This is a genomic window from Candidatus Methanomethylophilaceae archaeon, from assembly GCA_017524805.1.
Classification (GTDB): Archaea; Thermoplasmatota; Thermoplasmata; order Methanomassiliicoccales; family Methanomethylophilaceae; genus Methanoprimaticola.
Genome location: JAFXUX010000030.1, coordinates 57920 through 74041, shown reverse-complemented (window position 1 = coordinate 74041; position 16122 = coordinate 57920). Strand labels below are relative to the sequence as shown.

The following is a 16122-nucleotide window of genomic DNA, read 5'->3' as shown; positions in this document are numbered from 1 at the left end:
TCAATCCGTAAGGTCTTCGAGCCTCTCTTCCGCCATCTCCGAGAGCCTCTCCAGTTTCTCTTTCATATCGTCGTCGGCTTCCCACATGCCGCGCGATATCGCCTCGCCCAGACGGTCCAGTATCTCCGCGGCTGCATATGGGTTCTCCTTCTCCATCCAATCCCAGACGTCCTTGTCGAGGAGATATTTCTCCGCTATCCCGTCGTACATCCATTTGTCCATGACATCCGAGGTCGCGTCCATCCCGAAGGAGTGCTCGATGACGTTCACCATCTCGGCCGCTCCCCTGTATCCATGCCTTTTCATGCCTTCGATGTATTTCGGGTTCAGAAGCTTGCTGCGGAAGACGAACTTCATCTCCTCGCCGAGGCTGCGGAGCTTGGTCTTGTTCGGGTCGGAGCTGTCGCCCATGTATGATACGGAATCGCCGCCGTAAGCCTTCACGAACGCGTTCAATCCGCCCAGATATCCGTAGACGTCATCGATGTCTATCAGGTCTATCTCTCTGTCTGGCATGTTCTTGACTGTAGCCCCGACTTTGGAGAACCGCCTTACGAATTCGTCTTTCATCTGCCTCCCGAAGACTCCCTTGCCGTAGGCGTAGCTTCCCCATGCCACATAGGAATCAGCCAGATCCTTCATGGTCTGCCATCTGCTCGATTCTATCAGGTGGTTGACTCCCGGTCCGTATGCTCCGGGAGGGCAGCCGAATATCCTCACGGACGCGCGCATGCGTGCTTCATCCTCCGGTATCCCTTGGCTTATGCTTTCCACCAGATCTTTCCTCAGATTGGCCGCGATGGCGTTGTCCTCATCGGTCTCGTCCAAAGCCATGGCCATCTTCGCGGCATCGTCCAGAAGGTCTATCAGATTCGGGAACGCATCCCTGAACAATCCGGTGATGCGGACCGAGACGTCGACTCTGGGGCGCCCAAGCTCTTCAAGCGGGATGACTTCGAGGCCGGTTACCGACGGGCCGTCGGGAGACCAGATAGGTCTGATTCCCATCAGCCAGAGTATATACGCAACGTCATCGCCGCCGCTTTTGAATGTGTCTGTGGCCCATATGATGAATCCGATCTCCCTGGGGAATTCCCCTCTGTCGTCGATGTAGCGGGAGATCATCTGGTCTGCCATGTTCTTTCCGACCTCCCACGCCGAGCGGGTGGGGATCGTGTCGGGGTCGAGGCCGTAATAGTTCCTTCCTGTCGGAAGTATATGGGCGTTGCCGCGCGTGGGCGCTCCCGAGGGGCCAGGATAGACGTATCCTCCTGCCAGGGCGTCCATGACCGAAGTTATCTCGCCGGCGGTGCCTTCCAAAGCCGGATGCAGCCTGTCGCAGACGAACCTTGCCGAGACGACAAGCCCATCAGTGCAGTTCGGGAATTTCTCCCTGCAGATCCTTTCCGCTTCGTCAGGATCGAAACCGGAGAGGCGGATGCTTTCTATGAGCTCCATCGTGGCAGCGTCGGCGGCATCCAGATCCTTTCCTCTTTCGCCCATCGAATCAGCAACCGATTCCCTCAGCGAAGGGGCGCTTCCGTTGGCCATCCTCGTCATGGAGTAGATGAATTCGGTCATCAGATTGCCTTCGGGAACTTTGCCCAGCACATGCAATCCGTCTCTGATCAGAGCGTCCTTGGCCTCGTCTATCAGTTCGTGGAGCTTCCAGATCTTCTCCCTCAGATCGTCGATGCTCGCGTTCTCATCTAGTCCCAGATCTTCCAGCAGATTCTCTTCGCGGGCCGCCTCCAGAATCTCTTCGAGAACGGCGTTCTTTCTGGGAGCCGTCCCGACGCCCATCGACACGTACTCCTGGATAAGGGAATCCAACCTGAGCATCCCGTCATGCAGCCCGGCTCTGGCCATCGTGGCGTTGAGATGCCCCACCAGAACCGCTTCGGAGCGTCTCTTCGCCTGCAGCCCTTCGCCCGGGTCGTCGATCATATACGGGTAGATATTCGGGATGGAATCCAGGATGACATCCGGATAGCATTTCCCGGAGAGCGCAGACGCCCTTCCCGGGAGCCATTCCAAGGTGCCATGCGTCCCCATGTGTATCACGGCATCCGCTCCGAAGGATCTGTTCAGCCATCTGTAGAACGCCAAGTACTGATGGTGAGGAGGGAGGACCGGATCGTGGCACAGCTCATCGGCTCCTTGGCCCCATCCTCTTGGAGGCTGCAAGGTCACTATCGCATTTCCGCATACGAATCCGGGAACTATCATCTTCCCTTTGGCCGATGCGACGCATCCCGGGGCTTTCCCCCAGCGATCCTCCATCCTATCTCTGTCGAACGCAGGGATCTCCCCGTACCAGCTGGCGTATTCCTTTTCGGATATGGCCGCAGGGGCCTTCTCAGCTATCTCTTGGTCACTCCTATTTCCGAAATCGTATGTGATCCCGGCGAGAATCCTGTCCATGAGCTCTCTGGAGTCCTCCGGCACTTCGCCCAGGGAATATCCCGCATCCCTCATCGCCTTCAGCAGAGACACGACGCTGGCCGGCGCATCCAAAGGCCCGGCGTTTCCTATGCGTTCGGACCCGGGGCTGACTTGGTACATGATAATCGCCACCTTTCTGTCGGCAGCTTTTTTCCTGCCCAATTGGGCCCAATTGCATGCCAATCTGCAGATGTGTTCAACTCTATCCGGAATCGGATCCGCTTTCTTCACGCCGGATTTTGTTTCCGCGTATGGGACGCCGATGATCTGGCCGTCCAATTCTGGCCAGCATACCATCGCTTTCAGGTCGCCTTTGACGGGGCCGTCGGCTGTTATCTCGTAGTCGGGGAAAGAGCCGGAGTATGTCATCACCTGGATCGCCGGCACTCCCAGCAATTTTCCGAAGAAATTCTTGTCAGGGGGGACATCAGCCGAGGCCGCGGATGGCATCAGCTGCGAGAACGGAGAGCACACGAGCAGCACGTCGATCAGCGGTCTGCCGTTCACTACGAAGTATTCTTCTGCCACATCCGCAGCAGGCCTGTTCTCGGAGACCGATCCGGCGGAAGGCGTGTAGAATACCGGGATGGCGCCCATGCCACGGGATTCCAACCCATCGACGAGAGCGTCCACGTGGCTCAGGTTCCCGTAGAGCCATAGATTCGAAGGGAAAAGAATCCCCGCGACGGGCCCTTCCTTCAGCGATCCGAGGTATTCCTCTTTCGTTATGTCCTTGGGGAATCCAGCATGATATATGCCGTCGGCTCTGTTCACAATTGGCTCAGGCACATCTATCTCATCCCCGGTCATCATCCGGTAAGCGTACAGGAGAAGGGCGCGATCGTTTTCCTTGCCCTTGAGGTCTGCATACCGGGACATAGAGATGAAATCCTTGTCGTCCCCGGCGAAAAGGTCCCGGTACATCAGGCGAACTTCCGGGTTTTTAGAATGGAAAAGGACCAAACCTTCGCATTTTCTCAGAGTTTTCTCATACTCGGGGAACCTTGAGAATTTAGACGGGTCAGCCATGCACCTTATGAAAACGATGTCGGCTTCGACAGTGTCTTCCACAAGCCTGTGGTATGTCAGAGGATCCGATTCCACGGCATCATGGTTGTATCCGCTGGCCCATACGTCTATGCCAGATTCTCTGATGTCCGCAGCCAAATCCGGGAAAATGGATGCGTCCATCGACTGAATGGAAAGGAATACCGCTTTCATCTGAATCCTCCGCTCCGCCCCATCTTGGATGGGATGCGCTCAGCCTTGGATTGTGGACGACCTTTATATTATATCGGAGATTATATCCAACGTTTAAGGGGGATCGTTTGAGCCGCAGAAACGCAGTTTTTCCGTTCGTCGACATAGTCGGCCAGGAAGAGATGAAGAGAGCGCTTATTTTGAATGTCATAGACCCCGGGATAGGCGGCGTACTCCTGAAAGGGGAGAAAGGGACGGCCAAATCCACTTCGGTGAGATCTTTGGGCGGGGTTCTCCCCCGCAGAAAGGTTTCGGCGGGGTGCATGTTCCGCTGCGACCCATCCGATCCGGACTCCATGTGCGAATCGTGCAGGAAAAAGTTCGAGGAAGGGACGCTAAGAATCGAGGAGACCACTATGGAGGTTGTCGAGCTGCCTCTCGGGGCCACCGAAGACAGAGTCGCAGGGACCATCGACATAGAGCACGCGCTCAAAACCGGCGAGAAAAGGTTTGAGCCAGGGGTTCTAGCGCGCGCCAACGGGAATCTGCTGTACATCGACGAGGTCAACCTTTTGGACGACCACATCGTAGATATGCTGTTGGATTCCGCTGCTATGGGCGTCAATTACGTGGAAAGGGAAGGCATTTCGTTCTCCCACCCTTCCAGATTCGTGCTGGTGGGGACTATGAATCCCGAGGAAGGGGATCTCAGGCCTCAGCTTTTGGATAGGTTCGGCTTATCCGTGGATATCAAGGGGGAGCATGACCCGAAGATCAGGGCGGAAATCGTGAGAAGAAGGCTGGAATACGACGATTCCCCAGAAAAATACGTCAGTTCCAAGTCTGAAGAGACTGAGAATCTCCGTTCGCGCATCTCAGATGCCATTTCCCGCGTGCGCTCGGTGAATATGGGTCCGGAAGTTCTTGACGGCGTCGTGAGCGTCACCTCCCATTTCGGCATAGACGGCCACAGAGCCGACATAGTCATGATGAAAGCGGCCAGAGCCAACGCGGCTTTCGAAGGGAGGGATCGCATAATCTCCGACGACATAATCTCCGTCGCCGGTTTGGTGCTTTCGCATCGCATGAGGAGGCGCCCATTCGAGGATTCTTCAATCGACCGCGAGGAACTCAGCAGATGTCTGGAAAGTCTCTGACCTATCCTTTCTCTGCCGTTTTTGGCATGGATGCGGCCAAGGACGCCCTGAAATGCGTCGCATGCAGCAGGAACATCCGCACAGCGCTGATCAGAGGCCCTTCCGGGACCGCCAAAACAGTCCTCTGCCGGTCTCTCGGCGGCCTGACAGGGAAAGCGGCAGTCAACATCCCGTCCAATGTGGATGAGGGGAGGCTGTTCGGCTCCGTTGATATGGGGCATCTTCTGGATTCGGGAGAGGTGCGCCTCGAGAAAGGGCTCATAGCCGAGGCGAACGGAGGATTCGCGTTCGTGGACGACATCAATCTGATGGACGAGAAGCTGGCGATATCGCTCCTCGACGCGGTCATATCGGGTTCTATCAGGACCGAGCGCGACGGGGTCTCCGACGTCTCGGAGGTTGACGTCACTTTGGTGGCCACGATGAATCCTGATGAGCGCGAGATGAGCGAGCATCTTCTGGATCGCTTCGACATATGCGTGGTGGTTTCCTCCCAGGACGACGCGGAATCCAGGAAAGAAATACTGTCGCGTCGCATATCCTTCGACGATGGAAGCGAAGGATTCGGCGCTTCATTCGAGGAAGACCAGGAGAAGGAGCGCGCTTCGATTTCCTATGCAGAAGAGATCGTCCCTTTGGTCGAGATCTCCGATGAGCTCCGCCTGATTATCTCAGAGCTTTGCGACAGGCTCGGCGCGGAAGGCATCCGCGGAGATATCGCCGTGACGAACGTCGCCATCGCTTTGGCCGCGTTGGACAGGAGGGACAAAGTCACCAGGAAGGACGTCGAGCGCGCCACGGCCATGTGCCTGGTCCACAGGAGAAAATACGATCAGCCTCCGCCGGAGAGCCCTCCGCCAGAGGAAGAGGATAGCGAAGAGCCTCCCGATGATGGGGACGAGCCAGATCAGCCCCCGCCCCAAGATCCGCCACAAGACGGAGAACAGGAGGAGCATGATGACAATCGCGAGGAGCAGTCCGAGACTCCGTTGGAGCTCCCCCGTCTGGATGACATGATGTTCGAGGTCGGCCGCCAGTTCAGGGTCATAGATTATATGGGGAAAGGTAAAGCTCCGCGCAAACAGTCCGGAAGCAGGAAAGGGCGCCGCTCGGAGATGGAATGCAAAGGCGCATCAGGGAGGCAGGTATCGTCCAGAATTCCCGACGGTAAGACGCAGGACATCGCGCTGGGAGCGACGATAAGGGCGGCCGCATTGTCGCATAAGGGCCAAGGGTCCGGCGATATGCGCATAGAGGTCCGCGATTCCGACATCAGAGAGAAAGTCAGAAGGGTCCGCGCAGGGTGCACCGTCATGTTCGTCGTGGATGCCAGCGGATCCATAGGGGCGAGAAGGAGGATGGCCGCCGTCAAAGGCGCCGTGCTTTCCATGCTGAAGGACAGCTATGTGAAGCGCGACAGAGTCGGTCTCATGATATTCAGGAGGAGGTCCGCCGAAGTGCTTCTCCCGCCCACCAGGTCAGTGGAATACGGATACAAGCTTCTGGAGGACATACCTACGGGAGGCAGGACTCCCCTGTCGGCGGCGCTGATCTCCGTGGAAGAGTACATGACATCCTATTCGAGAACGCATCCCGGCGAGAGATGCTTCATAGTCCTGATGACCGACGGGAGATCCAACGTGGCGTCCACAGAAGGCGCCGACCCCAACAAAGAGGCCAGGGAAATCGCGGATTCCATCAGCATACCGGGGACCCAATGGATAGTGGTCAACACCGGAAACGGATTCAGGCTTTTCGACAGCGCATCGGAGCTGGCATCGCATCTGGATGCGCTGTATTTCGATCTGGAGGAGCTGGATGCCGACGCGCTTTCCGCGAGCGTAAGAACGGCCGCCAATATGTGAGAATCGAAAACAAAAAATGGGGGGCTATCCCCCCAAAGATTTCATTCCGCGGTGTATACCGCAATTACGGTGACGTTGTTGTCGTCGCCTTTCTTGTATTGCCATTCGCCGGTGTACCCGGGCTTCGAAGGCACTTCAGGGATGACGGATTTGTCGTCTTCCGCGGTCATGACTGCTTCCGCATATTTCTCGCCGTCCACGAAGAATGACATGCGGTATTCGATAGGCGTGTACACAGCGACCATATCTCCGGTATCGGCGCCGGTCTGCTCGTATTCCCATCTGCCTTCATAATCCTCTTTCTTCGGAACAGGAGGCACGTTTTTGATGTCTTCCTCGCTGGTGATCAGTTTCTCGCCGCATTTCTTCCCGTCGACATAGAATGTGAGGAGGATCCCTTCCTCTTCATCCGAGTCGGAGCAGCATCCTTCCTCGATCGGTGTGTAGAGGGCGTCTATCCTTGCGGAAGTGCCGTCAACGACGGTGTATACCCACTCTCCGGTGTATCCTTCCTTGGGAGGGACATTCGGGAGCGCTATCTTCTCAGAGGAGACAGATTTGAGTTCGCAATATTTGTTGTCGTCAACGAAGAATACCAGATCATATTCCACAGGCTTGTAGACGGCGTCCACTCTGATCTTCCCGTCTGAGACGTTTTCGTATTGCCATTCCCCATCGAAATCCTCTTTGGCGGGAATCTCCGGGACATCGTTGTGTATGTTCGGCGCCAGAGTCCTTTCGGCGATCTTCTTGCCGTCGGCGTAGAATTCCGCCTCATAAGTCTTGGGGAAATACATGGCATCAATTCTGGCGGTGTTGCCATCGATCACCGTATAAGCCCACTCGCCTGTGTAATCCTCCTTGGCGGGGACCGCAGGAAGGGTGATGCTCTCTCCGACCGAGACTTTCATTTCGTCGATCAGATCGTTGTCGACGAAGAACATGAGGTCGTATACTTTAGGGGAATACAGGGCATCGACCCTGACCTTTCCCTCATCTTCGATCTCGTAAATCCATTCGCCCGCGTAATCCTCCTTTGCGGGGACTTCCGGGATGTCTTCGCATGAGCATACGGACAGGGTCTTTTCCGCGACTTTCTGCCCATCGGCGTAGAACTCGGCGACGTACTCTATGGGGCGGTACATGGCGTCGATGCGGACCTCGTTGCCGTCGATGATGGTGTATTCCCACTCTCCGACGTAGTCCTCTTTCTGCGGAACCGGCGGAACTTCGATCTTATCCTCTGCGGACGCCTTCATCTCGCAGTATTTGGCATCGTCGACGAAGAAGACGAGGTCATATGCGATAGGGACATAGACGGCGGTTACGGTGACGTCATTTCCGTCCTGCTCGTACTGCCATTCAGCGGCAAAATCTTCTTTCTCCGGAATCGGCGGTATTTTGTAGGAATCATCTTCGGAAGACATCTGGACTTCGGAAATCACTTTGCCATCGGCAACGAATCTGACGTTGTAGGTCTCGCTGTCATCCTCCGGTTCTTCTGGAAGCGCTTTACCGATGAGGGCTTCGATTTTTTTCTTGGCATCCGTCAGTTTGGAATCTTTCTCTGCTACCAGGCTCTCCAGCTTTTTGATGGCAACGTTCTTGCTTTCCACTTCGGCTTCCTTGGACGCCAATTTTTCTTTGGTGAGATTGAGCGACTCCACGAGAGAGGCCGCTTCCTTCTCTTTTGACAGAAGTTTTTCTTCCAGGGATTTCAGTTTCCCTTTCAGGGATCCGATTTGGGAATCGAGCGCGGATGAGCCGGACTCAGCCGATCCCAATCCTGCTTTAGCCTCGGAAAGGGCGTCTTTCGCCGTGTCGGCAGCTTTGGATTTGATTTCGGATTCGGCTTTGCTAGCCGCTTTCTTCAGAGCCTCGTTCGAGTTCTTCAGATCCTTGATCTCAGCTTCTTTCTTGCCCAATTCGTCTTGGAGCTCGGATTTGGCGGCGGCGGCTTTCTTTTGGAATTGTATCAGTTCGTTCTGAGCGTCTTTCATCAGATCGTTGGACGCTTTGAGCTGGGATTCCTTTTCGGCGAGATTTTTCTTCAGCTCATTTATCAGTTTGGTCTTACCGAAAATCATGATATCACAGGGGAGAGAATTGCATAGCGCGGTCGTTAAGGCGTTTGGCGGTCGTCAGATAAGGTTCTGCTGTCGATTGGTACGCAACCAGAATCGAAACGGTTTCGGAGAATTTTGGGGATTTAGCGGGGGCAGAAACGAGAATTGCGCTGGGTTTCTCGTTTTCCGTCAAGGCGCTTGGGACAGCTAGCGACACCATTGAAACGATGGCAAAAATTAAAGCTAACAAGCGCCCGATTATCACGAGTTTGTAATCACCTAGCGCATAGTATATACTTTCGGTCCCTTAGACGGTTCAGAAATGCGGCGGAGCGCCAGAGAGCGCCGTCAGATGCGTTCTCTGGCCTTTCCGCTCATTCCCACTCTATGGTGGCGCAGGGTTTGGGCGAGAGGTCGTAAAGGACGCGGTTGACGCCTTTGACCTCCGAAAGGATGCGATCGGTGATGGTTTTCAGAAGAGGATATGGAATCTCCTCGATTGTCGCGGACATGGCATCCTTGGTGTTTATGGCGCGGATGACGACCGGCCAATCCCAGCACCGCTCGCCCTCTCTCACGCCGGTCGAGCGATAGTCAGGAACCACAGTGAAATACTGCCACACTTTGCCCTCCAATCCGGCTTTGGAGAATTCTTCGCGGAGGATGGCGTCGGATTCGCGGACGGCCTCGAGCCTTTCGCGAGTGATGGCTCCCGTGCACCTGACACCCAATCCCGGGCCGGGGAATGGCTGGCGATAGACCATGCTGTCCGGGAGCCCAAGTTCTTTGCCGACGACGCGGACCTCGTCTTTGTAAAGGAATTTGACGGGTTCGCAAAGTTCGAATCCCAGATCTTCGGGAAGGCCTCCCACATTGTGGTGGGCTTTCACGCCTTTGCTTTCGATGATGTCAGGGTAGATAGTGCCCTGGGCGAGGAATTTGACGCCCTCCAATTTGCGGGCCTCCTCCTCGAACACGCGGATGAATTCAGCTCCGATGATTTTCCTTTTCTGCTCCGGATCGGATACGCCCTCAAGCTTTCCGAGGAAGCGATCCGTGGCATCGATGTATATGAGGTTCGCGTCCATCTGGTCGCGGAACACTTTGACCACCTGCTCCGGCTCTCCCTTTCTGAGAAGGCCGTGGTTCACGTGTATGCATGTCAGCTGCTTGCCGACGGCTTTGATAAGAAGCGCGGCGACGACCGAGGAATCGACGCCGCCGGACAGCGCCAGGATGACGTTTCCGCTGCCTATCTGTTTCCTGAGGCTCTCAACCGCTTCCGATATGAATCCCTTCGCCAGAGCGGGAGAGGTTATGCGTTCCATGGATTCGGGGCGCTTATTGCTGTCCATCAGAATCTTCTCCTATTTCGACGCCTCCGATGAGGCTGATGGCGGGGCATCGCTTTTGCCATTTTTAATACTGTTCGGGCTTTCGGAACGGAGTCTCCGTGACCTCATCTCTTGGTCACTCTGGTCGTCTCAGGGAAAGACGTCATGTTGGTTTCAAGGCCGTCCGGGATGCTTGCTTCCGTCAGCGACGAGCATTCTCCGAAGACCCATGTGCCTATCTTTCTGACGCTGTCGGGCAGGAAGATCGATCTCAGAGACGCGCATCCCATGAACGAATATTTTCCCAAAGAAACTAGATTTTGCCCTAATTCGGCTGATCCGAGCTCGGAGCATCCTCTGAATGCGTCATCTCCGATCTCGATCACCGATCCCATGGACACCGATTTTATCCCTTCGCAATCGGAGAACGCGGCTTTGCCTATGATTTCGACTCCATTCGGAACTTCGAAGCTCCCGGAGATGCCGCCCGGGAACCTTATCAGCGTCTTCCCGTCTTTGCTGTACAGCACGCCTCCTTCGGAAGAGAAATGGGCGCTCCCTGCCGCAACCGTTATGGAACCGAGAGAATCGCACTGCCCGAAAGCATATTCCCCCATGGATTCCAGCGATGCGGGGAGTTCGATTGTTTTGAGTCCGGAGCATTCGGTGAATGCCGAGGTTCCTATCGATGTCACTCCATCCGGGATGGATACTGACTCGATTTTTCCGCATCCCCAGAAGGCGCTGTCAGCTATCTTTTCCGTTCCGGAATCGATGTCCACGTGTCCAGAGATCGCGCCCGGGACATGGAGAAGGGATTTCCCATCGGCGCTGTAGATGATGCCGTCGGGGTTCGATCTGAATTTGGCGCATCCCTTCCCGAGTTCTATCGATTCGAGCTGCGGGCAATCCCTGAAGGCTCCCGCTCCGATGTAATCAATCTCAGGCGGTATGCTGACTGATCTGAGCCTTTCGCATCCCTCAAAAGCGTTGGCTCCTATGCTGGATATGGTTTTCGGGAGGATGATCGATACTCCAGCCGTCCTTCTGAATGCGTTCTCGCCTATGCCGGTGACCGTTCCTTCGACTCTGCCCATGCGGACCTTTTCCGGAACGCGGATTTCCGTCTCCTCTCCGACGTATTTTGCCAGAAAATATGCGTTTCTTACGGAAGGCATCGGCCTGAAAACAAACCCGGCGCCTCCGATGTAAGCGTTGTTCCCTGCGTTCTTGATCGTCAGGGCCGAATCATCCTGCGTTTTCTCCGGTTTCTTTTTCGGGCCGTGGATGGCCTCCCTCATGTCTCTGACCAGGGACCTCACAACTCCCTTCTCAAGCGACAGCTCGTCGGATATCCTGGAGATGGCCACCTCCGAGACGGCAGAATCTTCGGCGCCGATGGCTTCGGCCAATTCATCGCGGGCCCCAGACACCATGTATCCCACCAATTTGATGTCCTTTCCATTGAACCCGGCTTTTTCCATGGCTTCGGGAAGGCCATCGAGGCTCCTCACGGCGCCCTCAATGCTTCTGAAAAGTTTCTTTCTGTCCATGCCGCAGTGAACGCCATCACATTTTAGGTTCTTTCTCTTCCGAGAAGTTTATGGAAGCAGCGATCGTTCGAGAGTCATCTCCACATTCGTGGGAAACGCCTCTTTGCCGACGTCTACGCCGAAAGGCATGGACACCGCGGATAGGCGCGAGCATCCTGAGAAAGCCCCTTGGCCTATCTCTTCTACGGTCTCCGGCAATTCCACGGTCGTGATGGACGAGCATCCTCTGAAAGCGTTGTCCCCTATGGATTTGACGCCGTTCCCGAACGATACCACTCTTATTCCAGAGCACCCTTCGAACGCCGAATCTTCGATGGACGACGTCGAGCAGGGGATGGAGACCGAGATGAGTTTGGAGCATCCCTCAAAAGCGTTCATGTGTATCGTTTTGACAGTATCGGGGATCTCCAACGCGCCGACGATGCTGTTGGGCGCTTTGAAGACCTCTGTTACCTTAGAATCGTACAGAATCCCTTGGAGATCGGAGCGATAATGTTCGTTGCGCGGATCGACGTAGAGGAGAGCCAGCCTTCCGCATCCGGTGAACGCCCTGTCCCCTATTCTCCTGACGCTATCCGGTATTTTGATCCCGGTGACATTTCTGCACCCAGAAAAAGCTCCTCCGGCAATCTCTTTGACCCCGGGAGGCACGTTCACGCCGCCTTCCATGGCGTAAGGCACGCGGAAAAGGCGCTCCATGTCGGAGTCATAAAGCATTCCTGAGGAATCGGATTCGTATCTTCCTTTCCCTTTTTCGACGGCGAACTCCTTCAGTTTGGTGCATCCTTCGAAAGCATATCTGCCAATTACTTCGGGGCTGTTCTTCATGCGGACCTTTTCAAGTCCGGAGCAGCCGCGGAAAGCTTCGCCGCGTATGTTTCTGATTCCTTTCGGGATCTCAATCTCTTTGAGGCCGGTGCATCCCTCGAAAGCGAGGTTCTCAATGGTCTCGATAGAATCGGGAAGCTCGATGGAGCAAAGGGAAGCGCATCCAGAAAACGCTTTTTGGCCTATTTCGGTTATCGTATACCGTTTTTTCGCCACGGAGATGCTGTCTGGTATGGCGCACGAGGATTTGCCCCCGATGTATTTCGCTATCCGCACTTTCTCTTCGCCCTCGATCAGCTGGTATATGACCTTTCCGATCTCGGCGGCATTGCTCATCTCGGGGTCAGAACCGCTCTCAAGAACGAGATCTTCGAATCTTTTGGCTGAATGTCTGTCGAATAGCATGCGAACTCTGGGCTCCGAACAGGCTTTGAAGACCGTAAGCCCATTACGCTTTAAAAATTGCGATATAAAAAATGGTTGCCCCCTCCATCGGGGGCGGGAAAAATCATCCGGAAATGTCTGCGAGGTCCGAATTCTTCGTTTCTCTGCCGAATATGGCGACGACGACGGCTACGGCGATGAAGCATGCGGTGAGGACCGCGAATACCATCATGAAACCGACGTCCTTATCGTACAGCCCATACAGCGCCGGAACTATGAACGGTGCAATGAACGCACCGACGCGGCCGAAAGCAGATGCCCATCCGGATCCTGATGCGCGGACGTCGGTGGGATAGACCTCCGGCGTGTACGAGTATACGCATCCCCACGCCCCGAGGGCGAAGAAATACAGCAGGCAGCCTGAGGCTAGGACGGCATCTTCCGATCCGGCGTGCCCGAACAGCCATGACGCCAGAGCCGTACCCAGGAAATACACGATCATGATGGGCTTGCGTCCGACGCGTTCCACGAGGTATGCAGCGCTGAAATAGCCCGGAAGCTGTGCGATGCACATGATAAGGGTGAATCCCAGGCTTCTGACCATGTCGAAGCCCCTTTCGACCAGCAGGGAAGGCGTCCAAAGGACGAATCCGTAATAGCCGAAGTTGATCCCGAACCAGATAACCCAGAGGACGGCGGTGCTGCGGAGATTCCCGCGGCTCCAGAGCAGTCTGAAGGAATCCGCCCATCCCATCTTTTTCTCCGCGAGATCTTCGGGGCCCGCGTCCACAGTTTTCACGCCAGCCTCCTTCTCGAGTTTGGCGACTATATCGTTGGCTTCGGAATGGCGCCCTTTGATCTCCAGATATCTGGGGGATTCTGGAACAGCGTATCTCAGCACGGCCGCGAACAGAGCGGGCAGAGCTCCGACGAAGAATGCTATGCGCCATCCATACGGCGGGATGACAAGGAAAGCGACCAGATTGGCTGCGATCCATCCCCATGCCCAGAAGCTCTCCAGCAATACGACGTTCCTTCCGCGGCAGCGGGCGGGGGACATCTCCGTTATGTAAGCCGAAGCGGTCGGGAGCTCTCCGCCCAGGCCGAATCCCGTTATGAAGCGGCATACGATCAGCATCCAGTACTCGGTGCAGAGGCCGCACAGAGCGCTTCCTATCGAATAAAGGAGAAGGGTGATAGTGATGACTTTGCGTCTGCCCCATCTGTCTGCGATGTTGCCTGAGAGGGCGGCGCCCAGAATCATTCCGAATGTCCCCGAGCTCATGAGCCAGCTTTTTTCGTAGGCTGAGAGGCCCCAATCATTGCCTATGGCGGTCAAAACGCCGCTTACCATGCCCTGGTCCATCGCGTCGAACATCCATCCGATGCCTATGATCAGCAGGATGATCCATGACGTGCGGGTCATTGGAAGGGATTCCAAGCGCTGGGAGATGCTTGCCATTTCAAACCTGACGGCAATTCCCGACTCGGAATTAAAAGTATCTCAAATTACAGCCATTTTTCATCGTAGAATATCATCGAGATTGGTTTACCATCTCTTTGGACGAAAGAATTGATAAGCGGTTTGCGGGGTCCTGCCCCAAGCGATCATCCGAGGTTCTCGACTATTTCCGCGTCCGGAGCGTTTCTGCGGATGGATTCTATGCCGTTCTTGGCGCTGGCAAGGGCTTTGTACCCTTGGCTGGCGAGTATGGGCTGCCCATTCTTGGCGCAGAGCCTGAATCTGAACTCTCCCGCTTTGTCGGCATAAATTTCCCATTTCGGATATTTCTTAGCCTCAAAACCTTTGGAAGTTTGGTCCTCTATCTCAGAGCCTAAGTTTTTTCTGATAGATTCGATCCCTTTCTTCGCGGACGGGATCGATGCATATACCTGCGACGTGCAGATGACCTGCCCGTTCCCGGCGACCAGGTTGAACACGAACCCATCGTTTTTGGATTTCTTGATGACGAATTTTCCCATGGGAATCATTTTTCGATTCTCATATGAGGATATAAAACAATCTAAAATAATTGGAGGATAAAAATATCATTTATTTTATAATTTTATCCCATCTTCTATACAGATTATGCTCTGCGCCAATTTGGTCGAGGCATCTGCCGACCACTATGTCCACTATATCGGAAACGGTCTCCGGTTTCGGATAGAATCCCGGGTTCGCATCCATTATGACCACTCCCAGCCTGGCCAATTTCAGCTCATTCTCCAGCATTATGGCGCTTTTTGGAGATTCTCTGACCATAAGAATCAGTTTTCTGCCCTCTTTGATGGATACCGAAGCCGCTCTGGTGATGAGGGTGTCAGCTATCCCGTTCGCAATTTTGGCTACCGTCGATTCGCTGCACGGAGCGACGATCATGGCGTCGTAGCGGCAGCTTCCTGAAGCCGGTGGAGCGAACAGATCGCCGTCTGAATATGTGTTGGCGGCATGCCCGCTCAGAATCGACGCTTCCATCCCGGTTTCGGCGGGGAAAATCGCTTTGGCCGTCTCAGAAACGATGAGATCTTTCTCTCCGTCCAGAGTTTCCATGAGGCGGAGGGCGTAGAGCGATCCGGATGCGCCGCTGACGGCAACGATGTATCTCACGGAGAAGGCGATGTCAATCTAGATAAAAGAGATTATGAGGGGTCCGCAGCGGGAACGCCCTCAATAAGCCCCTCTGAAGGAGTAGATGCGGTATGTCATGTACAATCCCACTGCCAATGTGATTAATCCCAAGGGGAAAAGCACCAGAGAAAGCGCCGAAGCGATAAGGCAAAGGATCATCGCGGCAGGATAGACATTCCCGTTCTTGATGCAATAGGATGACAGGATGGCGCAGATGCCGCTGGCGATGATTATGATGCCCTCTATGAGCGCAGACATCTTCAGAGCATCCAGATCCATGTCGAATGTCGTGCCGTACATTTCCATCGCCTGCTCCCACATCTCGGAAGTCAGCATCATCGACCCCAAAACGGCCAGCAGCCCGAATATGGTCGCGATGACTCCGTATATGAGAATAAGGATGCGCGTGCTGTCGAGCCCGCCAGGGGTGCTTTGATGGCTTTCATGCGCGTAAGGATTCTCAGACCCGTCGATCGACGTCCCGCAATCGGGGCAGAACTTGGACCCTTCCGGTATCACAGCCCCGCAATGCGTGCAGAATGAGTTGTCGATAGCCATAATCCCTCCAAAATCTATACGATATTTATCTATTGTCAACTGACCTAAGAGAACCCATTAAATATAGGCAATAGATTGTCAGAAGCACGGATATCAAAGGATG

Annotated in this window: 11 protein-coding genes; 2 read left to right on the top strand and 9 right to left on the bottom strand. The window is 54.8% G+C overall.

Translation table 11 applies throughout. The features are described 5' to 3' along the window. Positions 1 to 3666, bottom strand: coding sequence for a cobaltochelatase subunit CobN (cobN, locus tag IKP20_06190; GenBank protein MBR4504543.1), 3666 nt, complete (start codon positions 3664 to 3666; stop codon positions 1 to 3). Positions 3667 to 3827: 161 nt separating this feature from the next. Here cobN and IKP20_06185 point away from each other — a divergent pair, with 161 nt between their 5' ends. After that, positions 3828 to 4802, top strand: a complete 975-nt coding sequence (locus tag IKP20_06185; protein ID MBR4504542.1) for an AAA family ATPase — start codon at positions 3828 to 3830, stop codon at positions 4800 to 4802. After that, positions 4784 to 6667, top strand: a complete 1884-nt coding sequence (locus tag IKP20_06180) for a VWA domain-containing protein (GenBank protein MBR4504541.1) — start codon at positions 4784 to 4786, stop codon at positions 6665 to 6667. The genes IKP20_06185 and IKP20_06180 overlap by 19 nt, the downstream gene beginning before the upstream one ends. Positions 6668 to 6708: 41 nt before the next feature. Here IKP20_06180 and IKP20_06175 read toward each other — a convergent pair whose 3' ends face one another. From IKP20_06175 to IKP20_06140, 8 genes are all read right to left on the bottom strand, one after another. Beyond that, entirely contained in the window at positions 6709 to 8754 is a 2046-nt protein-coding gene (locus IKP20_06175; protein MBR4504540.1) for a hypothetical protein, read from the bottom strand. A 353-nt stretch (positions 8755 to 9107) separates the two neighbouring features. Further along, positions 9108 to 10088 (bottom strand): glutamine-hydrolyzing GMP synthase, encoded by a 981-nt coding sequence (guaA, locus tag IKP20_06170; GenBank protein MBR4504539.1) that lies wholly within the window; start codon positions 10086 to 10088, stop codon positions 9108 to 9110. A gap of 104 nt (positions 10089 to 10192) precedes the next feature. Next, a complete protein-coding gene (locus IKP20_06165; protein ID MBR4504538.1) occupies positions 10193 to 11620 on the bottom strand; it encodes a leucine-rich repeat domain-containing protein in 1428 nt (475 codons plus the stop codon). 48 nt (positions 11621 to 11668) lie between these two features. Then, positions 11669 to 12853 (bottom strand): leucine-rich repeat domain-containing protein, encoded by a 1185-nt coding sequence (locus tag IKP20_06160; GenBank protein MBR4504537.1) that lies wholly within the window; start codon positions 12851 to 12853, stop codon positions 11669 to 11671. 103 nt (positions 12854 to 12956) lie between these two features. Continuing rightward, positions 12957 to 14294: an MFS transporter gene (locus tag IKP20_06155; GenBank protein MBR4504536.1), complete on the bottom strand. Its 1338-nt coding sequence runs from the start codon at positions 14292 to 14294 to the stop codon at positions 12957 to 12959. Between the two features lie 146 nt (positions 14295 to 14440). Further along, a complete protein-coding gene (locus tag IKP20_06150; GenBank protein MBR4504535.1) occupies positions 14441 to 14815 on the bottom strand; it encodes a YegP family protein in 375 nt (124 codons plus the stop codon). A gap of 70 nt (positions 14816 to 14885) precedes the next feature. Further along, entirely contained in the window at positions 14886 to 15440 is a 555-nt protein-coding gene (locus tag IKP20_06145; protein ID MBR4504534.1) for a UbiX family flavin prenyltransferase, read from the bottom strand. Between the two features lie 60 nt (positions 15441 to 15500). Further along, positions 15501 to 16019: a zinc-ribbon domain-containing protein gene (locus IKP20_06140; protein ID MBR4504533.1), complete on the bottom strand. Its 519-nt coding sequence runs from the start codon at positions 16017 to 16019 to the stop codon at positions 15501 to 15503. Positions 16020 to 16122: the final 103 nt, after the last annotated feature.

Excerpts from the sequence above, each read along its gene's own strand:
- cobN (MBR4504543.1), bottom strand. The coding sequence starts at position 3,666 with ATGAAAGCGGTATTCCTTTCCATTCAGTCGATGGACGCATCCATTTTC.
- IKP20_06185 (MBR4504542.1), top strand. The coding sequence starts at position 3,828 with ATGAAGAGAGCGCTTATTTTGAATGTCATAGACCCCGGGATAGGCGGC.
- IKP20_06180 (MBR4504541.1), top strand. The coding sequence starts at position 4,784 with ATGTCTGGAAAGTCTCTGACCTATCCTTTCTCTGCCGTTTTTGGCATG.
- IKP20_06175 (MBR4504540.1), bottom strand. The coding sequence starts at position 8,754 with ATGATTTTCGGTAAGACCAAACTGATAAATGAGCTGAAGAAAAATCTC.
- guaA (MBR4504539.1), bottom strand. The coding sequence starts at position 10,088 with ATGGACAGCAATAAGCGCCCCGAATCCATGGAACGCATAACCTCTCCC.
- IKP20_06165 (MBR4504538.1), bottom strand. The coding sequence starts at position 11,620 with ATGGACAGAAAGAAACTTTTCAGAAGCATTGAGGGCGCCGTGAGGAGC.
- IKP20_06160 (MBR4504537.1), bottom strand. The coding sequence starts at position 12,853 with ATGCTATTCGACAGACATTCAGCCAAAAGATTCGAAGATCTCGTTCTT.
- IKP20_06155 (MBR4504536.1), bottom strand. The coding sequence starts at position 14,294 with ATGGCAAGCATCTCCCAGCGCTTGGAATCCCTTCCAATGACCCGCACG.
- IKP20_06150 (MBR4504535.1), bottom strand. The coding sequence starts at position 14,815 with ATGGGAAAATTCGTCATCAAGAAATCCAAAAACGATGGGTTCGTGTTC.
- IKP20_06140 (MBR4504533.1), bottom strand. The coding sequence starts at position 16,019 with ATGGCTATCGACAACTCATTCTGCACGCATTGCGGGGCTGTGATACCG.